We start from the raw sequence: 18,352 nt of genomic DNA on the forward strand, positions 1-18,352 counted from the left end.
GACACAAAACCGCAAAAAGCCGTGGCTACTGTATTAAAATCTCATCGGGCATCAAGAAGGCGTAAACATTCAACGCATCCTCTTCAGCGTTTGCTTGAGTATGGACACCAGTATCGTAAACAAATTTGGCTAGCGACTACTTATTCTATCCTCAATAAATTTTTCGATTTAGCACCACCCGGCTTAATTGGCGTGGCAGTGGATGTGGTAGTTAAGCAACAGGATTCCATAATTGCCCAGTTAGGGGTGCGGGATGTCTTTCAACAATTTTTGATTATTTCCTTCCTGACTGTAATCATTTGGATACTAGAATCTGTTTTTGAGTACGCCTACGCTCGACTTTGGCGGAACTTGGCTCAGAATATTCAGCATGATTTGCGTTTGGATGCATACAAACATTTGCAAGAGTTGGAGTTGGCTTATTTTGAAGAACGCAGCACTGGCGGTTTAATGTCTATCCTCAGTGATGATATTAACCAATTAGAGCGGTTTTTGGATGGAGGAGCGAATGATATTATCCAAGTTTCCGCAACTGTTTTAATTATTGGCGCTGCTTTCTTTATTTTGGCTCCTAGTGTAGCGTGGATGGCTTTATCACCGATGCCATTTATCCTCTGGGGTTCATTTGCTTATCAACGACTACTTGCCCCTCGCTACGCCGATGTCCGCGAAAAGGTAGGTTTCCTAAATTCGCGGTTGTCAAACAACATCAGTGGAATTACTACTATTAAAAGTTTCACTGCCGAAACTTATGAAGCCTCTCGTTTGGAATTAGATAGTGATGCTTATCGCCGGAGTAACTCTAAGGCAATTACTCTTTCTGCTGCTTTTGTACCGTTAATTCGGATGCTGATTTTGGTGGGTTTTACGGCATTACTTTTATATGGCGGGATGGCTGCGGTTTCGGGAAAAATGTCTGTAGGTACTTACAGCGTATTAGTGTTTTTAATTCAGCGCTTGCTGTGGCCTTTAACAAGATTAGGCGAAACATTTGACCAATATCAAAGGGCAATGGCTTCTACTAATCGAGTCATGAATTTGTTGGATACTCCTATCGCTATTCATACAGGTGATGTGGCGTTACCTGTGAATGAAGTGCGCGGTGAAGTGCAATTTAAAAATGTTTATTTTGCCTATAAAGATAGATTTCCAGTTATTAAAAATCTGTCTTTGGATATTCCGGCGGGGAAAACGATCGCAATTGTCGGTTCTACTGGTTCTGGTAAAAGCACTTTAGTCAAGCTTTTGTTGCGGTTATACGAGGTGCAAACGGGAAGCATTACTCTCGATGGCATTGATTTACAAAGTTTGAATTTGCAAGATTTACGTCGTTGCATTGGCTTAGTGAGTCAGGATGTGTTTTTATTTCATGGTACTGTAGCTGAGAATATTGCCTATGGCAGCTTTGAGACTACAGAGCCAGAAATCATCACGGCGGCGAAGGTGGCGGAGGCGCACGAATTTATTGTTAACTTGCCCGAAGGTTATGAGACAATTGTGGGGGAAAGAGGACAAAAGTTATCTGGTGGACAAAGACAACGAATTGCGATCGCCCGTGCAGTCTTAAAGAATCCCCCTATTCTGATTTTAGATGAGGCTACCTCGGCGGTGGATAATGAGACAGAAGCGGCAATCCAGCGATCGCTCGAACGGATTACAGTCGATAGAACTACAATTGCGATCGCTCATCGTCTTTCCACCATCCGCAATGCCGATTGCATTTATGTCATGGAACATGGGAAATTAGTAGAGTCGGGAACCCATGAACAACTGCTGGAGAAAGATGGGATTTATTCTAGTCTCTGGCGTGTACAGTCAGGTTTGAGATAACTTCCGCCTATTTTTTTGTGTCTTCATTACAAATTATTTATGTTTTTTGCTAATAGTCAACCAGAATCAGGTGATAACAAGTGGCGTCGCCAGTTGGATAAGTTTGTCAAAGCAAATCAGCAAGAGTTGGCGGCACTGTTTTGGGGATTGTGGTTAGCAAATGGTGACAGTCAGGGTACTGTTGGTATTGATTTGCAACCAACGCCACATTTTGTTTATTGCCCGAAAGAGCAGATAGAGAATTTAAATATTAGAGTTGAAAATCGGCTGCAAGAAATATTGGGAATTGTGGAGAATCACAAGCCGGATGTGGAAGTTGTGATGATTGGGATTGGAAAGGGGGAAATTAAGTTAATTCAGTTTGTACCGGAACCAGCACCACCGATTTGTTTTGAGGAAGTTGGGAAGGATGTGAATGGGTTATTGGATGTGCTGGAAGAGAGGATGAAGGAGGAGTTGAAGTTATAACTAACTAAGCCTTATTTATTTGTATAGCAGAGTTGTTTCTAATCTTCAGGCTTTTTAAAATGAGTCGTAAGATTTCAGATATTATTCTTATTGGGCCAATTAGTACAGGTAAAAGCACCATTGGAAGACTGCTTGCTCAGAAGTTAGGGATTCCACAGTGTTCTATGGACGATGTACGATTGGATTATTATAAGGAAATAAATTATGATGAGGAACTGGCAAAGGAAATAAGATAAAAAGAAGGATTTCAAGGTATTTATCGTTATTGGAAACCCTTTGAAGCCTACGCTGTTGAAAGAGTACTTTCGGAATATAGCAATTATGTGATTGATTTTGGTGCAGGCCATTCTGTTTATGAAGATGACGCACTTTTCAAACGGGTACAAAAAGTTTTAGAGCCATATATAAATGTTGTGTTGATTCTTCCTTCTCCAAATTTAGAAGAATCTATCCAAATACTTAATGAGCGCAATGGTGGGATTATCAGTAATGGGTTTGATTTGAAGTAGATATTTCTCTGGCAGCCCAGCAAATGGGAGATTCTGCCAAGGTACACTCGGAACTTTATCATCACTGGATTAGCCATAAGCATCACCAGAGGGCTTTTGATTTGATGGCAAACAATAGCGATCGCCCCCAAGTTTCCCATGTTTTGGGTTACGGAAAAACTGTAAAATCTTCTGACTAAACCTTGCCTAAACAAAATTTATGAGTTTTGGTCAGAACCCCTTGAGATTGCGTTGTAAGTTATGCCAGGAACCGGACTTGAACCGGTGACACGAGGATTTTCAGTCCTCTGCTCTACCAACTGAGCTATCCCGGCTGGGGCTTTTGTGAGCCACGATTATTCAATGTAGCAAACATCCTAAAATATAGCAAGCCCTTGGAGAAAAAAGATTTATGCAGCTTTCAAACTCAACTTAAACCAGATGAAAACAGCTACAAATATTAGAAACTGGACAAGAACAATACTTGGGCCAGAAGCAAGGTTAAAAATACCTGACACCATGATGCCAGCAATGCTGCTGATGGAACCAACTATCACCGATATGACCAGAAAGCGGCTAAAGTGGTGACTCATCAGTTTGGCGGTAGAGGCGGGAATAACCAAAAAGGCGTTCACCAATAAAACGCCAACAGCTTTAATCGCTACAGCAACGGCGAGTGAAAGCAAGACCACAAAAGCGTAGCGGTACAATTGCACGGGAATACCTTGAACTTGCGCTACATCAGGGTTAAGGGTCAACAAAATTTGCTGCCGTAGGGTTGATAGTAAAAATATACTACCTCCCACAAGTACTAGCAGCGTCAAAATCAAATCTGTGGTATCGATCGCTAGAATATCCCCGAACAGCACAGCCATCAAGTTGCCACGATATCCTTTAATTAGGCTTGTGAGAATTACACCGATCGCTAATGCCCCGGATAGCACTATGCTAAGTACGCTATCGCTACCTAAGTCGGTTTTGTCGATAAAGTAGAGGACAACAACACCAAAAACTAAGGTAAAAGGTAACAGCATCCAAGTAGGATTTATTTGTAGCAGCACACCTAACGCTACACCTACTAATGCTGCATGACCAACCGCGTGGCTGAAAAAGGATAACTGGCGCAAGGTGACAAAACTACCCAACATCCCGCCAAGTATTCCCATCAACACAGCACCGACGATCGCACGCTGCATAAAAGGGAATTGTAACAAGCTTACCAAGTCGTTACTACTGGCGATCGCAAGCCAAGCTATCTGACAATCATTAAATAAATTCATACTTATGGGTATTAATGTTGGTGCTGGTAGCGACTGAAACCTGGCCCGTAGGTTGCTAACAGGTTTTGCGGTGAAAGGGCAATTTCCGGCTTCCCAGTACAAACAATACTTTGGTTCAGGCAAAGCACGCGATCGCAATGGCGATTTACCATATCAATATCATGAGAAACTTGCAATACTGTCCAACCCTCCTCTCGCTTTAATTCATTTAACAAAGCATAAAAATCTGCTGTACCTTGCACATCAACACCAGCAAAAGCTTCATCTAGTACCAATAGCTTCCGAGGCATTACCAAACAATAAGCCAATAAAACCCGTTTGAGTTGACCACCACTAAGAGTACCAATAGCTTGATGCTTTAAATGATCAGCATCTGTTCGCCGCAAAGCTTCTGTTACTGCTGCTGATTTCTCCCGGTCTTGTCTCCACAATTGGGAGAAAAATGAATTTTTTCTTTTACCTTCTTTAGTCCATCCCAGTCCCACCAATTCGCTGACAGAAATGGGAAAGCTGCGGTCAAAAATGAAGTTTTGCGGCATATAACCCAACAAGTTACGTAAGTGCCCCAACCTGGCAATTGGGCGACCCAATATTTCAATCGTACCAGCACTTCGAGGTATCAAATCTAAAATCGCTTTTACCAGAGTACTTTTACCAGCACCATTGGGGCCAACGATCGCCGTATCTGTTCCTGGCAACAATTCAAAGGAAACATCTTTAACAGCTAGATAGCTGCCTTGATAGATAGTTAATCCTTCTACTTTCAAAATAGCAATGTCATTATTCATTATTTAAAAAATGATAATTGATAAATTAGGATTTTTAACTCCTAACTCCTAACTCCAAACTCCAAACTCCTAACTCCTAACTCCTAACTTATTTACACGCCGTTTCTAGAATTTTTAAGTTAGCTTTCATCGCTTGAAAATAATGCTGCGGATCTGTTTCGCCAGTTTCCAGAGAATCCAGAGGACGCAAAGTTAACTTCAAGTCTTTGGAGAGGCTGACCAGTAGTTTATTATCTACTCCTGGTTCACTAAATAAAGCTTTAACTTTGTACTTTTTTACTGCATTGATTGCATTTTTGACATCCGTTGGTGAAAGTTGATCTTCGGGAATTTCTACCACAGCAACTTGCTTGAGGTTATAGCGTTTAGCTAAATATGGAAACGCATCATGAAATGTAATAAAGGTGCAACTGGGATTTTTTTGCAAAGTCTGCTGAAATTCGCTGTTTAAACTTTCTAATTCTTTAATATAAGCCTTAGCATTAGCCTCATAAGTACCTTTATTCGCGGGATCGGCAGCAATTAATCCATCCCGAATATTTGTTACCTGTTGTTTTGCCAAAACTGGATCTAACCAAACGTGAGGATTACCTTGGGTATGTTCGTGGTCTTTTTCCTGTTGCACTATTTTATCAACAGGTGAAATCTCATTTAAGGGTTTAATACCTTTACTTGCATCAATTTCAGTTAATTTGGGATTTTGGGCATTTTTGACAGTACCCTCCAGAAATTCCTCCAAACCTAAACCATTTTTTACTAACACATTAGCAGTAGCGATCGCTTTGACATTTTCTGGTGTCGCTTGGTATTCATGTACCTCCGTACCAGGTGGCACTAATATTTCTACATCTGCCACATTTCCAACTACTGCCTTAGTAAACAAATACATCGGCAAAAATGTCGTCACTACTTTAGTTTTTCCCGACTGCACCGGAGGGGTAGAACCAACTTCCCGTGCTTGCGGCGACTGTTCGGCAGTTTTTCCCTGATTCGGATTCGATTGGCTACAACCTCCAGCCATTGACAACATCACCAGAGCAATGATCGGCAAGATACCGCTTCTTTGTCTACCTGTTCTAAGTCCTTTGCAATTCACAATCACGGTGTTTTCTCCTCAAAACGAATGCTTACTTTACCTCTGTCACAGTTCTCATTGAGAATGAGACCTATTCTAAAGTTTATACTATAATAATTCTCATTCTCATTCAAAACAAATAATATCATTCTAGATTTGCTGTGTAATAATTAACAGCGAAACTTTTTAGACGGTACAGTCCTTTGCAATTTAGTTTTCCTTGAATAAGGGACTGACAAAAAAATATCTAATTAACTCTTGTGGGGTGGCGTCTCGCCCGCCCTATGGACTGGGCGGGCAGGATGCCCACCCCACAATATTGGATAATTTATTTCTTGGAGTTCCCTAATCAGCGTTTATTGACTTTTCTGTAAAAACGTTTGCTAAATTCTGATAAAATTCATGAGAAATATTCTCATAAAATATACGTTTAATAAAACGTGGTTTAGGTGTGAATTGAAGATCAGTGTGAGGAGAAAAGTGAACAAATTCTGTAAATATCTGCTAGTTAGTCCAGCAATCTGCGGTGTAGTGCTATTTGTGAATACTGCTGCCTTTGCAGGTGAAACATCCAACACGTCTGAAATCAATCAACCACAAGTTTTAGCTAGTCCAAACACAAAAGCGCCAAATCAGACAATGGCGCAAGTTACCTCAGTGTCTCAGTTATCTGATGTGCAAACTACAGACTGGGCATTCCAAGCCTTGCAATCGCTGGTAGAGCGCTATGGTTGTATAGCAGGATACCCAAATAGTACGTATCGCGGCGATCGCGCCCTAACACGATATGAGTTTGCTGCTGGTTTGAATTCTTGTCTCGATCGGGTTAACGAACTAATAGCCACAGGCACAGCTGATTTGGTGACAAAAGAAGATTTAGCCAAATTAGAAAGGCTGCGAGAAAACTTTTCAGCAGAACTGGCGACACTTAGAGGTCGTGTGGATGGAGTAGAAACACACTCTGCTGAATTGGAAGCACATCAGTTTTCAACCACAACTAAACTGAATGGGGAAGTCGTAATAGCGATCGCCAGTGTCATCAGTGGAAACACAGTTAATGGTAATAAAGTCAACCAAAATACCGTCCTTGCAGACCGGGTGCGTCTGAACCTCGACACCAGCTTTACTGGTCAAGATTTACTCAGAACACGACTTCAGGCAACAAATCTAGATGCCTTCTCTAAGACTGCTACCTTTACACCAGAAGGTGACTTCCGATTTGCTGGTGGTAACAACAATAATCAAGTTGTGATAGACGCACTGTTGTATCAGTTCCCTCTTGGTAAGAAAACAAACGTCACCCTGGAAGCCAATGCAGGTGCAATTGATGATTTCACCAACACAGTCAACCCCTACCTAGATGGAGACGGTGGTAGCGGTGCCCTTTCCCATTTTGGGACTCGCAACCCAATTTATTATCTAGCCAATGGGACTGGTATCGGAATCAAACACGAGTTCAGTGATAAGCTCGAATTAAGCTTGGGATATTTAGCCAATGATGCTGCTAACCCTCAGCAAGGCTCTGGACTGTTCAACGGTGCTTATGGTGCTATGGCGCAGTTAACAGTTAAGCCTACCAACCAAATTACCCTTGGTTTAACCTACCTTAACGCCTACAACAATACTTTTTTTGCCAATGGTAGTGGTGGTAGTAATAACGCCAATAACATATTGCAGAATGCTTCTAGCAACTCCTACGGTATAGAAGCATCCTTCCAACCTAGCTCAAAATTCGTGATTGGTGGTTGGGCTGGCTTGACTAAAGCTCGCATCCTTTCAGTTACTCCTGGCGATGCTGAAATCTGGAACTATGCCGTCACCCTGGCTTTCCCGGATCTTGGTAAAAAAGGTAACGTTGCAGGTATTGTTGTCGGTATGGAACCTAAAGTTACCGGTGTAAGCAGTTCTCTCAGCAATGCAGGTATCAACAAAGATCCAGATACTTCATATCACATTGAAGGTTTCTATCAATATAAGCTCAGTGACAATATCAGCATTACCCCAGGAGTGATCTGGTTGACATCGCCAGATCATGACAATCAAAACGACGATATCGTGATTGGTACAGTGAGAACCACATTCACTTTCTAATTTTCACAATCTCACCGAAAGACGCAAATTTATACTTTGCGTCTTTGATCTTGTGTGTGATCTCAAAAATAAAACTCAGCATTTTTGCTGGGCATGATAAGCTGTCGCGCATTTAATTTGCACAACTAGGGCGCTCATGTTGCCCACCCCACAAGAGATTTATTTTTTGGAGGATGCAAATTAAAAGATTTTTAGCTGATCTCAAAACAATATAGCGATTCTCACGTAGATGCAATCGGTTGTAGCGGCAGGAAAATAAAAATCTCTAGTAGATTTAATGCATACGAAACAGAGTAATTGCGGAAATTAAACCAAATCTATTTTGAGAACCATAGTTTTTAAAAGTAGTGGGAGCATCTTGCTTTCTACTGGCAGTAGCGGGCAAAATGCCCGCACTACTCCCGGTTTCAAAACGGACAAGGTTTACTTAAAAAATCTTCCCTTTTTAGAGCCATAAATAAGCAGTTTAAATACAAAAAGACCAGCCTCCCACAGCTGGTCTAGAAAATATTTTTTTTTGCGTTGTCTTCTCAAGAGAGTTAAAACCCAATTGCGCGTTCCCAAAATGCAACGGGCAACTTTTCTTAACAATCAATATTGTAACAGCCAACACAGATTTTTCCGGAATATTCATTAAAAAAAGATATTTACAAAGCTTAAAAGCCTCTATCTATCAGGAGAATTTAGCAGATGGCAGGGTATAGATAGATGGTGGAGGAGAGGGAGAAAATTTTACCTTATCTCCCTTGTCCTTGCGTCAGTCTCAACCGATCAATTTCAACTTGACAGGCTACTGATGCTGGGAGCGATTTCTGCATCTGCTGATGTTTCGCCCACTCGAAGGATTTTAGCCCCCAATTGCTGCAATTTCACATCGAGTCGATCATAGCCGCGATCGAGGTGCTGTAGTCCCTGAATTGTGGTTTGTCCTTCTGCCGCCAGTCCTGCTATGACTAACGCTGCCGATGCTCGTAAGTCTGTGCCTAATACTGGTGCCCCAGACAATTTTGCTACTCCCCGAACGAAAGCAGCGTTGCCTTTGACACGAATATCTGCCCCCAAGCGATTTAACTCTGAGGCATGACGCAAGCGATTTTCAAAGACCGATTCGTTAATCACGCTGTCGCCTTCTGCCAATGTCAGCAAAGCCATGAACGGCGCTTGCATATCTGTGGGAAAACCTGGATGGTATTGAGTTTCAATATCCGTTGCCTTGAGGGTTTCTGCTGGCAGAATGTGTAAGTGTTCAGGCTTGTCCTCAATTATTGTTACTCCAATATCCCGCAGCTTGGCAATCACTGGTATAAGATGTTCTGGAGCCACTGGTGAGAGGATAAGTTCTGAGCGGGTAATTGCTGCTGCCAACAAAAACGTCCCGGCCTCAATGCGATCGGGAATAATGCTGTAGTCAACAGAATGCAACTTCGGGACTCCTTCGATAATAATCCTGCTAGTTCCCGCCCCCTTAATCTTGGCTCCCATCGCGTTACAGAAGTTAGCTAAATCAACTACTTCCGGTTCTCTGGCAGCATTTTCGATGATCGTTTCACCCTCTGCCAGGGTAGCCGCCATCATCAAGTTTTCCGTAGCTCCAACACTGGCGATGTCTAGGTAAATTTTCGCACCTTTTAATCTCCGGCTGCTGCCAGGAACATAAGCATTACAAATGCCATGCTCAATTTGCACCTCAGCTCCCATTGCTTGCAGTCCCCGAACATGCAAGTCAACTGGTCTTGCCCCAATTGCACAACCGCCTGGTAAGGGCATTTGTGCTACTCCTAGTCTTGCCAGAATTGCTCCAATGGCGAAAAAACTCGCCCTTAACTGGGTAACTAGTTCGTAGGGAGCTTTTGATGTTTTAATCTCGCTGGCGTTGATGTCTAAAATGTCGCCTTGTCGTGTTAATTGCACACCCAAAGCTAATAACACCTGACCCATCCGCTCTACATCCGCTAATAAGGGGACATTGCGAATACGACAATCGCCCGGACACAGCAAGGCTCCAGCCATGATTACCAATGCTGCATTTTTTGCCCCGCTAATTTTCACATGACCTCGCAAAGGATGCCCACCCCAAATTTGCAAGACTGAGGAGTCTGCTTCTGGAGCAATTTTGGCATCTGGTAAGCTGGTAGAAGGATTAATAAGCCTACCTCCAAAAGTAATACGTATTTTATATGCTTGAAGTTGGTTTTGATTCTACAGTAAAGATTCAAAATGTCCACGTTTTAGGGTAACATCTTGGACAATAAAATTGTTTTTTAGGTAAAAAAGGCGGGCTGAAAACAAACAATAGTAAGCTTTTTGGGCTTTTGAAAATTTTCACAAACCAGAATGAATAAGTAGTAAGTTGAAGCAAAATTAAATACTCAGTAAAATAACTTAAGTGTTATCTAAAAATCAATACTTTACTGTTCAGCTAATATTTTGATTTGACCGATCGCCGGAATCACTCGTTTCCAGTGTGAGATTTTTAACGGGGCGCGACGATGGCACTTGACAAAGGTAAAAAATTACGCAATAATAGGAAATTGTCGATAAACAAAAGTACAAGCGGAACTGGCGGAATGGCAGACGCGCTAGATTCAGGTTCTAGTGCCGCAAGGCTTCCGGGTTCAAGTCCCGGGTTCCGCATATTATCTGAGTTAGAAGTGAAGAGTTATGAGTTGAAATAAAACTAAATTAACTCCTAACTCCTAATTATTAACTCCTAACTTTTGATGTTGACCAGTTTACAAAATTCCCTAGTCAAGCAAATTCGCAAACTCCACTCCACGAAGGAGCGGCACAAGCAACAGTTATTTTTACTCGAAGGGACGCACCTGTTAGAAGAAGCTTGTGCGGTTAACTACCCACTAGAAACAGTTTGTTGTACCCCAGAATGGCAAGCAGCCCACCTTTCGCTATGGGATCTGGCTTGTAGCCGATGCGATCGCGCCGAAATTGTCAGTAGAGAAGTCTTGGATGCGATCGCTACTACAGTCCAACCCGATGGTGTGGTGGCAACGGCAAAACGAAGCGAACGCCAAACTCAAATACCATTAACTGGTTTAGTGCTAGCTTTAGAAACCGTACAAGATCCCGGCAACCTAGGTACAATGATCCGCACCGCCGCCGCCGCCGGAGCATCGGGGTTGTGGGTAAGTGGAGATAGTGTAGATTTAGATAGCCCCAAAGTTCTCCGGGCTTCCGCAGGGCAATGGTTTCGCCTAGCAACAGCCGTAACCGAAGATTTAAAAGCGACAGTCCAACAAAGTCAAGAGGCAGGAATGCAGGTTGTGGCAACCTTGCCCAGTGCGACTTTAACTTATTGGGAAGTGGACTGGCGAAAACCCAGTCTGATTTTACTGGGAAATGAAGGTGGAGGGTTGTCGGCAGATTTAGCAGCGATCGCAGATCAGCAAGTCAGAATTCCTTTGAGTCCTGGGGTAGAATCGTTAAATGTGGCGATCGCAGCCGCTTTAATGTTGTACGAAGCTCGACGGCAAATGATTTGTCAGTAATGAATTTTAACCCTATTCGGTTTTTGTTATTTCTTCGAGATATTGTTCAATATCAGCAACTGCGTCCTCAAGAGCCGCTAAATCAATATCTATCAAGTCTTGATCGAGTTCGACTTCAGTGAAATTACTAGTATGCAGTTGGGGGATATCTTCTTCCTCAGTCGAACCCTCTTCTAAGATATCCTCCAACTGTTCGAGGGATTTTTGAAACACCTGATCAGCGATGTGGCGCTGTTGTGGCTGATTTTGCTCCATAATATTGACTTAAAAATCCTGATTTTCTGAGTTAATTTTGATTCTAGTTCCTACAGATTTAAATTTGGCACTCATAACATCATACTTGTGTGCTGTATCAACTTTAGCAGTGGTTATCAAGAATATCGATAGCTGTCTGCAATTGCTAGAGCATCGATTCAGCTGACTTTTCACGGTATCTGGAAAACCTCTCTTCTATTTCTCTCTCCTTCTAGGAGAGAGACTTTGAATTTTCTACGAGCGTTGGGGGAGTCAAACTCCCCTCTCCGTTTCGGAGAGGGGTTGGGGGAGAGGTTATTTCAGGATTACTGAATTGGTGTTCTAGGACTGGAAATTTATGGCTAGCGCTACGAGATACACTAAATCAAGTTTTGCTATGTTTAGGTAATTTTGATAAAACAGGTCTAATACTTACAGCAGTTTTCATGTATTTGAACCACATCTGTCGTAAGGGCACAGCATTGCTGTGCCCCTACCGCGTGGTCTATTTACCTGAAAATAGCTGTAATTTGATAGACTATCCTAAATTTGAAATTATAAAAACTGGTAGCTCAGGGCTGATAACTAAACTATGAGTGAAGCCTTATTTTGTATCGAAAATCTGCGAGTTGCCTATCCTCAACGGAGTGGAGAAGAAGCAAGCTGGGCGGTTGATGATGTCTCTTTCACCTTGCAACCAGGCGAAAGAATGGGATTGGTGGGAGAGTCGGGTTGTGGTAAGTCAACTATCGGACGGGCAGTAATGCGTTTACTACCAGCCTCTAGTCGTGTTGAGGGACGGGCGATATTTCAAGGAAAGTCGGTGTTTGAATTGATGCCTAACCAGTTGCGGAAATTTCGGGGAGAAGCGATCGCCTTAGTTTTTCAAGATCCTATGACACGCCTCGATCCCCTAATGACAATTGGTAAGCATTGTATCGAAACCCTCCAGGCGCACTCACCACAATTATCCAGGCGAGAAGCCAAAGAAAAAGCACTTGCTACCTTAGCAAAGGTGAATATTCCCGCTAGTCGCTGGAATCAGTATCCTCATGAGTTTAGCGGGGGAATGCGCCAACGGGTAGCGATCGCTTTAGCTTTACTCCTCAACCCCAAGTTAATTGTTGCCGATGAACCTACCACTAGTTTAGATGTCACCGTTTCCGCGCAGATATTGCAAGAATTAACTCGGCTGTGCGGTGAAGAAAATATGGGATTGTTGCTGATTTCTCACGATTTAGCAATGGTGGCTGAATATTGTGATCGCATTGGGGTGATGTACAACGGTAAGATGGTCGAAATGGGTTCTACAGAAACCGTATTTAGACACCCTCAACATGAATACACGCGATCGCTCTTAAAAGCCGCTTTACACATTCAAGCAGTAAATGATAGTGGAGAATTGATAATTGCCAATGACGAAGAAAAGCAATTACCGATTATTAATGATAAATCTCCAATTTTGAGTGTCACAGAACTCAAGCAATACTACACCATAGAACCTAACTTGATCGAACGACTGTTTAAAACACAAACACAGACAATTAAAGCAGTCGATGGGATCAACCTGGATCTGTATCCAGGAGAAATTCTCGGCTTAGTTGGGGAATCAGGTTGTGGTAAAAGTACACTATCACGAACAATCTTGCAACTAATTCGTCCCACTAGTGGCAAAGTTGAGTTTTTAGGACAAGATTTAACTAAACTGTCGCGTCAAGAAATTCGTTCTTCACGGCGACAAATCCAAATGGTTTTTCAAGACCCTCATGCTTGTCTCAATCCAGCGATGACAGTGGGACAAAGTATCGCCGATCCTTTATTTATCCACAATCTGGCCAATGCTGCCAAGGCAAAAGAACAGGTTTTGTGGATGCTAGAGAAAGTTGGGTTAACACCGCCAGAAGTGTATTATGAGCGTTATCCATCCGATTTATCTGGTGGACAACAACAACGAGTAGCGATCGCTCGTGCTTTGATTACTCACCCTAAACTTTTAATCTGCGATGAACCAGTGAGTATGTTAGATGCTAGTGTGCAGTCGCAAGTGCTGGATTTGATGTTGCAATTAAAGGAAGAGTTTGAGTTAACTTATTTATTCATCACTCATGACCTTTGGTTAGCTCGATTTTTGTGCGATCGTATTGCGGTCATGAATGGCGGTAAAATTGTCGAACTTGGTCTGACAAAAAAGATTTTTGCCAATCCTCAGCACCCTTATACCAAAACCTTACTAGCTGCTGCTCCTTTATTAGCACGTGCATAAAATCAGCAGTTAGGAGTTTAAAATTCCTAACTCTTCACTTCTAACTCACATAACAATTACGATAGAAACCGTATAATTGCTACTGTTAACACTGTATTATTTGTGAATATTTTCTGAAGATTTTTTTCGAGACGGTAGCAATGACTATTCGCCATGCGACTGAAACTGACTTACCTGCAATTGTGGCAATTTACAATGCCGCAGTTCCCAGCCGCATGGCAACGGCTGACTTAGAACCAGTATCCGTGGAAAGTCGCCTTGCTTGGTTTAAGGCGCGATCGCCTTCACAACGCCCACTTTGGGTAATCGAAGTAGATGGAATAATTGCTGGATGGCTTAGTTTCCAATCCTTTTATGGGCGACCCGCCTATACTATGACTGCGGAAATTAGTATTTACATAGCCCCTAACTTTCATCGATGTGGTTTGGGACAGCAACTCTTAGCACAAGCAATTAGCGAAAGTCCTAGCTTGGGTTTAAAGACCCTAGTATGCTTGATTTTTGCCCACAATCAGCCCAGTTTAAAACTCTTTGAAACATTTGGTTTTCAACGCTGGGGACATTTGCCTAAAATTGCCGAACTTGACAGCGTTGAACGAGACTTAGTGATCATGGGACTGCGAATTAGTAAAACTGTTGTTTAAGGCGATCGCTTTTTTCTGTATAGAATTTGGAACTGTATATTTTGTATTTAGCTTGTAGCCAATTCAGCAAAATCATTGTCAATTCTCTGCAACATATTTCTTACATATATATTTATATACATTGAATTTCTATCACTGATTTAATTAGGCAGACTGCTCTAAAATCCACGCAGCCTGAAAAAAATCGCGCTCACAAAACATAGCATAACGATAGGTTGAATGGACAACAGCATTAGTAGTGGCATAATTGTCAACTAAACTTTCTAATTGTTGTGCTAATGGTTGAAAATCTGCGCTGCTATAAGTACGAATCCAGTCTGTGTATTGATGATTAGGAATACCGTTAACAGCCAACTTTTCTCCCAAAAAGGCATACAAACGCATACAGGGAGACATCGCCGCAGCAGTTAAACCCACATCTGAACCCCAAGCAGTTGCTAACAAAAAGTCAGTATAGCGGCGGGTGGCAGATGCAGGTTCTACAGAATGCAAATTGACTCCCCACCCAGAAGCATAGCCACTATGCAGCCGCAGTTCTTCTAAAACTCCACTAGCTAAGTTATGAAATGTGGTGAAACCTAACCAGTCTGGTGCTTTAGCTGCGGCGATACTGTACGCACGGGCAAAAGCTTCTAAGAAAAAAGCATCTTGCCCTACGTAGTAAGCAAATTTAGCTTGCTCAAGAGTACCATCGCCAATGCCTTGAACAAAAGGATGCTTTAAGCAAGCTTGGGCTAAGTCATGATTTGCTGCCCATAATTCGTTAGATAAAGTCATTTGTTATTTGTCATCTGTGATTATCTTCCTTAAAAAGGGAAGAACTGAAGCAAGACTGAGCCAAGACTTCCAAACAAGTCAACGAAACTGGGGCTACCAGCACTTACTTTATCATTTACTGGTGTTTGCATTTCTTTAATAAAAGCTTGGGCTGTTTGCGTTCCAGAGCTGTTGTTTTGGGATGTAAACAATTTTTGAGCCACTTGGGCATCTTGGAATGCACCTTGTCTATCTAGTATTTGGTAACGGGCGATACCACGAGCGAGATAAGCACCCGCATATTCTGGTTTGATAGCGATCGCTTGATTAAAATAACTGATTGCTTGTTGTTCGTTACCTTTTTGCCCTTCTGCTACACCCCAAGCATAAAATTCTTCTGGTGAAGCAATTTGTAATGGTATCCCAACTGCACCCTGGAAGTTAGCCCCATTCAGGTAAGCGCCAGTCAGTTCTGCATTTGCTAAATAAGTATTTCTCAAATCCGCACCCGTCAAATTTGCCCCACTAAATTTAGCTTCGCTCAGGTTAACACCAAATAAACTCGCGCCACTCAAGTTTGCACCCCGCAAATCCGCGCCGCTCAAGTTTGCACGGCTGAGGTTAGCGCCTGTGAGATTAGCACCGCTCAAATTGGCTCCAGATAAGTCAGCCATCACTAAACCTGCACTACTCAAATCACAATTTTGACATTGTTTAGTTGCCAATAACTGTCTAAGATGTTCAGAATTTGCTGCTTGTACGCTTGTTGTCAAACTAATGGTGGTTAAAAATGCGGCTGCGCCTAGAATCTGGTTTTTCATATTCGCGTAATATTTCTTACTCAATACTCAACATTAACTGAGACGGATTTATACCTCAGCCTATGATATGAGCAATCTCAACAATTTGCCCTCTGTAGTTGCCTATATTACTTATAAATTGGCGATACCTTTCCTGCGGAACGCTACCCTAAGACATTGGAGAAAAGTAGTCAAGATATCATTTGTATACCTGATTTTAAATAAATATGAGACTATAGAAACATTAAGACAGTTAGAAAAACGTGAGTCAGCAAGACAAACTCTTAGAAAAAATCCTCTCTGGGACTTCTGATACAGACATCCCTTTTGCCCAACTGTGGCAACTTTTATATAGATTAGGCTTTGATGAACGGATTCGTGGCGATCATCGTATTTTTATCAAAGCTGATGTTGAAGAAATATTGAACCTGCAACATAAAAGAGGAAAAGCCAAAAGCTATCAAATTAAACAAGTTCGGGCAGTGATTGTCAAGTATAAACTAGGAAGCAAAAATGATGTTTCGATATGAAATTATTCTCTACTGGAGTGAGTTAGATCAAGCCTTTATTGCTGAAGTACCAGAGTTATCAGGCTGTGCAGCTGACGGTGATACTTATCAAGAAGCCCTACATAATGTAGAATTAGTTGTGCATGAATGGATAGAAACGGCTAAGGATTTAGGCCGTTCAGTTCCTGAACCTAGACCGCGTTTGATGTATATTTGATTGATACACAAGCTAAGTCAAACTGATTTTTTAACATCATCAGAAATATTTGACATGCGCTAGATACAGATAAGAAAATTTCGGCGATAGGATTACTATTTGATTTTTGAAAAGATATTCATATAGCAATCCTAAATCATTCGTGAAAAATTAGATCCTCGACTTCTCGAAGAAGTCGGGGATGAGGAAGTCTAATTAAAAAGCTTAGTTACTAACAACCTTACAAATAACCATAATATGTGATTTGTATTTGTCAGTACTATAGTGAAGAAGTTGTAGTCCAGAACGTTGTATTTCTTGCAAAAGTTTAGGCATTTCATACTTGTGATGTCGCCAAATAGTAATCTCTTCACCTTCAGAGATTTGAATCTTTTTATCTATCCCCATTCGACTAAAATTTATAGTGTAATCATGAAGCAGTTTAATATTAGCCACTACACTATCGGTTGTTAAATCATACTTTCTCACAAGTTCACAATCTTCAGATTTAATCCCAATCTTATTTTTAACCCACCCATATATTTCTTCTACATGATATTTGCAGCCACCTCTAACTTTTCCATCCCATTGAGAGTTAGAACCAGTTTCATTAGTGAATACGAGAAAATCCTTTTCTCCCATACTATCTCTAAAGTTTTTGAGTACCTGATCTCGATTTTGATGATTCCCAATGGTAACTCCTAAGTGTAAAAATATTTTTGGTGTGTCGTCAATTTCAAGATTAGCTTGATTTTGGAATAAAGTTTTGGGTACACAACTACTTTCTATGTCAATTGTGGAACTGATAAACTCGATGAGAGGAAACCATTTTCTAAAATTACTTCTGGATACATGAAGCAATTCTTCACTAATATCTAAGGCAACATATTTATTAATTTTATCCAACTTATTTAGTCTGTGAATAAGTTTTTTAACTGGATAGGAATTTCCTGCACCAACGTCTACAATGTTGACTTTTTCTCCATTTTTAATATTGCCATTCAGATATTTAAAGTTATATTTTAAAAGGTCAATTTCGACATTTGATCTTCCATACCATTTAGGAATAATATATTGTAGATAAAAATTGTCCCAAATTTTTGCACCTCTACCTTTATAAGAATACTTTAGAGGTATTTCTCGTCTGACTTCTAATGCATGAATTATCTCTAAAACTTCTTCTTCAGAAAAAAGAGAGTAGAACTCAGAACTTGGCTTGACTGTGTGATTGATAGCAGTTGGGATATCCGAGGAAAGTTGGGAATCGCTATGAAAATTTTGAGCCATTATTCTTGTTCTTTGGTTTTCTGAGGTCTGGAAACGGATTAGCCGCAATTCTTGCCAAAAAGTTATTCTCCCATACCACTGTCCCAAAACTCGGAATTTCCACCACAACTAGGAGAGTTGTTCTATATTTCATATTCTCC

General features: G+C 41.4%; 20 protein-coding genes and 2 tRNA genes. 12 read left to right on the forward strand and 10 right to left on the reverse strand.

All coding sequences use genetic code 11. From position 1 onward, the window contains the following. The first annotated feature begins 21 nt into the window (after window positions 1–21). From V7K50_RS13390 to V7K50_RS13410, 5 genes are all read left to right on the forward strand, one after another. Window positions 22–1,830 carry an ABC transporter ATP-binding protein gene (locus tag V7K50_RS13390; RefSeq protein ID WP_334960676.1) on the forward strand — a complete coding sequence of 603 codons (1,809 nt, stop codon included), beginning with the start codon at window positions 22–24 and terminating at the stop codon, window positions 1,828–1,830. Window positions 1,831–1,869: 39 nt separating this feature from the next. Beyond that, window positions 1,870–2,298, forward strand: coding sequence for a beta-carboxysome assembly chaperone CcmS (gene ccmS / locus V7K50_RS13395; RefSeq protein ID WP_334960678.1), 429 nt, complete (start codon window positions 1,870–1,872; stop codon window positions 2,296–2,298). Between the two features lie 59 nt (window positions 2,299–2,357). After that, window positions 2,358–2,534, forward strand: a complete 177-nt coding sequence (locus tag V7K50_RS13400) for a hypothetical protein (protein ID WP_334960680.1) — start codon at window positions 2,358–2,360, stop codon at window positions 2,532–2,534. Between the two features lie 87 nt (window positions 2,535–2,621). Further along, entirely contained in the window at window positions 2,622–2,807 is a 186-nt protein-coding gene (locus V7K50_RS13405; RefSeq protein ID WP_334960682.1) for a hypothetical protein, read from the forward strand. 23 nt (window positions 2,808–2,830) lie between these two features. Further along, window positions 2,831–2,986: a hypothetical protein gene (locus V7K50_RS13410; protein WP_334960685.1), complete on the forward strand. Its 156-nt coding sequence runs from the start codon at window positions 2,831–2,833 to the stop codon at window positions 2,984–2,986. Window positions 2,987–3,048: 62 nt separating this feature from the next. Here the strand turns inward: V7K50_RS13410 and V7K50_RS13415 are convergent. From V7K50_RS13415 to V7K50_RS13430, 4 genes are all read right to left on the reverse strand, one after another. Then, window positions 3,049–3,121, reverse strand: a tRNA-Phe gene (locus V7K50_RS13415). 75 nt (window positions 3,122–3,196) lie between these two features. Further along, on the reverse strand, window positions 3,197–4,066 hold the full coding sequence (locus V7K50_RS13420) for a metal ABC transporter permease (protein ID WP_334960686.1): 870 nt from the start codon (window positions 4,064–4,066) through the stop codon (window positions 3,197–3,199). Between the two features lie 11 nt (window positions 4,067–4,077). Then, entirely contained in the window at window positions 4,078–4,854 is a 777-nt protein-coding gene (locus V7K50_RS13425) for a metal ABC transporter ATP-binding protein (RefSeq protein ID WP_334960688.1), read from the reverse strand. An 88-nt stretch (window positions 4,855–4,942) separates the two neighbouring features. Beyond that, the gene (locus V7K50_RS13430) at window positions 4,943–5,884 is read right to left on the reverse strand and encodes a metal ABC transporter substrate-binding protein (protein ID WP_334960734.1); all 942 of its coding nucleotides are present in this window, start codon (window positions 5,882–5,884) and stop codon (window positions 4,943–4,945) included. A 525-nt stretch (window positions 5,885–6,409) separates the two neighbouring features. Here V7K50_RS13430 and V7K50_RS13435 point away from each other — a divergent pair. Continuing rightward, entirely contained in the window at window positions 6,410–8,020 is a 1,611-nt protein-coding gene (locus V7K50_RS13435) for an iron uptake porin (RefSeq protein ID WP_334960690.1), read from the forward strand. Between the two features lie 777 nt (window positions 8,021–8,797). Here the strand turns inward: V7K50_RS13435 and murA are convergent. Then, window positions 8,798–10,165, reverse strand: a complete 1,368-nt coding sequence (gene murA, locus V7K50_RS13440; RefSeq protein WP_334960736.1) for a UDP-N-acetylglucosamine 1-carboxyvinyltransferase — start codon at window positions 10,163–10,165, stop codon at window positions 8,798–8,800. A gap of 408 nt (window positions 10,166–10,573) precedes the next feature. On the opposite strand from murA, the gene V7K50_RS13445 reads away from it, so the two are divergent. After that, window positions 10,574–10,654, forward strand: a tRNA-Leu gene (locus V7K50_RS13445). A gap of 86 nt (window positions 10,655–10,740) precedes the next feature. Next, complete coding sequence (locus tag V7K50_RS13450; protein WP_334960692.1) at window positions 10,741–11,523, forward strand: TrmH family RNA methyltransferase; 783 nt, start codon at window positions 10,741–10,743, stop codon at window positions 11,521–11,523. Window positions 11,524–11,535: 12 nt separating this feature from the next. Here V7K50_RS13450 and V7K50_RS13455 read toward each other — a convergent pair whose 3' ends face one another. Beyond that, window positions 11,536–11,778, reverse strand: coding sequence for a hypothetical protein (locus V7K50_RS13455; RefSeq protein WP_334960694.1), 243 nt, complete (start codon window positions 11,776–11,778; stop codon window positions 11,536–11,538). Window positions 11,779–12,349: 571 nt separating this feature from the next. On the opposite strand from V7K50_RS13455, the gene V7K50_RS13460 reads away from it, so the two are divergent. Both V7K50_RS13460 and V7K50_RS13465 read left to right on the forward strand, forming a co-directional pair. Beyond that, on the forward strand, window positions 12,350–14,020 hold the full coding sequence (locus V7K50_RS13460) for an ABC transporter ATP-binding protein (protein WP_334960696.1): 1,671 nt from the start codon (window positions 12,350–12,352) through the stop codon (window positions 14,018–14,020). 140 nt (window positions 14,021–14,160) lie between these two features. Next, window positions 14,161–14,664: a GNAT family N-acetyltransferase gene (locus V7K50_RS13465; RefSeq protein WP_334960698.1), complete on the forward strand. Its 504-nt coding sequence runs from the start codon at window positions 14,161–14,163 to the stop codon at window positions 14,662–14,664. Window positions 14,665–14,808: 144 nt separating this feature from the next. On the opposite strand, the gene V7K50_RS13470 is transcribed toward V7K50_RS13465, so the two are convergent. Together V7K50_RS13470 and V7K50_RS13475 are read right to left on the reverse strand one after the other, a co-directional pair. Further along, window positions 14,809–15,441, reverse strand: coding sequence for a TenA family protein (locus V7K50_RS13470; RefSeq protein WP_334960700.1), 633 nt, complete (start codon window positions 15,439–15,441; stop codon window positions 14,809–14,811). Between the two features lie 29 nt (window positions 15,442–15,470). Then, window positions 15,471–16,241 carry a pentapeptide repeat-containing protein gene (locus tag V7K50_RS13475; protein WP_334960701.1) on the reverse strand — a complete coding sequence of 257 codons (771 nt, stop codon included), beginning with the start codon at window positions 16,239–16,241 and terminating at the stop codon, window positions 15,471–15,473. Between the two features lie 242 nt (window positions 16,242–16,483). Here V7K50_RS13475 and V7K50_RS13480 point away from each other — a divergent pair, with 242 nt between their 5' ends. Continuing rightward, window positions 16,484–16,750, forward strand: a complete 267-nt coding sequence (locus V7K50_RS13480) for a type II toxin-antitoxin system HicA family toxin (RefSeq protein WP_334801783.1) — start codon at window positions 16,484–16,486, stop codon at window positions 16,748–16,750. After that, window positions 16,734–16,946, forward strand: coding sequence for a type II toxin-antitoxin system HicB family antitoxin (locus V7K50_RS13485; RefSeq protein ID WP_334801782.1), 213 nt, complete (start codon window positions 16,734–16,736; stop codon window positions 16,944–16,946). Before V7K50_RS13480 ends, V7K50_RS13485 begins: the two co-directional genes overlap by 17 nt. 204 nt (window positions 16,947–17,150) lie before the next feature. Here the strand turns inward: V7K50_RS13485 and V7K50_RS13490 are convergent, their stop codons facing one another. Both V7K50_RS13490 and V7K50_RS13495 read right to left on the reverse strand, forming a co-directional pair. Then, on the reverse strand, window positions 17,151–18,212 hold the full coding sequence (locus V7K50_RS13490; RefSeq protein WP_334960703.1) for an L-histidine N(alpha)-methyltransferase: 1,062 nt from the start codon (window positions 18,210–18,212) through the stop codon (window positions 17,151–17,153). Next, window positions 18,193–18,345, reverse strand: a complete 153-nt coding sequence (locus tag V7K50_RS13495; RefSeq protein WP_334960705.1) for a hypothetical protein — start codon at window positions 18,343–18,345, stop codon at window positions 18,193–18,195. The genes V7K50_RS13490 and V7K50_RS13495 overlap by 20 nt, the downstream gene beginning before the upstream one ends. Window positions 18,346–18,352 lie beyond the last annotated feature (7 nt).

Origin of the sequence: Nostoc sp. (assembly GCF_036917135.1) — a bacterium.
GTDB lineage: Bacteria > Cyanobacteriota > Cyanobacteriia > Cyanobacteriales > Nostocaceae > Nostoc.

Excerpts from the sequence above, each read along its gene's own strand:
- V7K50_RS13410 (WP_334960685.1), top strand. The coding sequence starts at position 2,831 with ATGGGAGATTCTGCCAAGGTACACTCGGAACTTTATCATCACTGGATT.
- ccmS (WP_334960678.1), top strand. The coding sequence starts at position 1,870 with ATGTTTTTTGCTAATAGTCAACCAGAATCAGGTGATAACAAGTGGCGT.
- V7K50_RS13430 (WP_334960734.1), bottom strand. The coding sequence starts at position 5,884 with ATGTTGTCAATGGCTGGAGGTTGTAGCCAATCGAATCCGAATCAGGGA.
- V7K50_RS13400 (WP_334960680.1), top strand. The coding sequence starts at position 2,358 with ATGAGTCGTAAGATTTCAGATATTATTCTTATTGGGCCAATTAGTACA.
- V7K50_RS13490 (WP_334960703.1), bottom strand. The coding sequence starts at position 18,212 with ATGGCTCAAAATTTTCATAGCGATTCCCAACTTTCCTCGGATATCCCA.
- V7K50_RS13425 (WP_334960688.1), bottom strand. The coding sequence starts at position 4,854 with ATGAATAATGACATTGCTATTTTGAAAGTAGAAGGATTAACTATCTAT.
- V7K50_RS13460 (WP_334960696.1), top strand. The coding sequence starts at position 12,350 with ATGAGTGAAGCCTTATTTTGTATCGAAAATCTGCGAGTTGCCTATCCT.
- V7K50_RS13485 (WP_334801782.1), top strand. The coding sequence starts at position 16,734 with ATGATGTTTCGATATGAAATTATTCTCTACTGGAGTGAGTTAGATCAA.
- V7K50_RS13455 (WP_334960694.1), bottom strand. The coding sequence starts at position 11,778 with ATGGAGCAAAATCAGCCACAACAGCGCCACATCGCTGATCAGGTGTTT.
- V7K50_RS13475 (WP_334960701.1), bottom strand. The coding sequence starts at position 16,241 with ATGAAAAACCAGATTCTAGGCGCAGCCGCATTTTTAACCACCATTAGT.
- V7K50_RS13495 (WP_334960705.1), bottom strand. The coding sequence starts at position 18,345 with ATGAAATATAGAACAACTCTCCTAGTTGTGGTGGAAATTCCGAGTTTT.
- V7K50_RS13420 (WP_334960686.1), bottom strand. The coding sequence starts at position 4,066 with ATGAATTTATTTAATGATTGTCAGATAGCTTGGCTTGCGATCGCCAGT.
- V7K50_RS13470 (WP_334960700.1), bottom strand. The coding sequence starts at position 15,441 with ATGACTTTATCTAACGAATTATGGGCAGCAAATCATGACTTAGCCCAA.
- V7K50_RS13465 (WP_334960698.1), top strand. The coding sequence starts at position 14,161 with ATGACTATTCGCCATGCGACTGAAACTGACTTACCTGCAATTGTGGCA.
- V7K50_RS13450 (WP_334960692.1), top strand. The coding sequence starts at position 10,741 with ATGTTGACCAGTTTACAAAATTCCCTAGTCAAGCAAATTCGCAAACTC.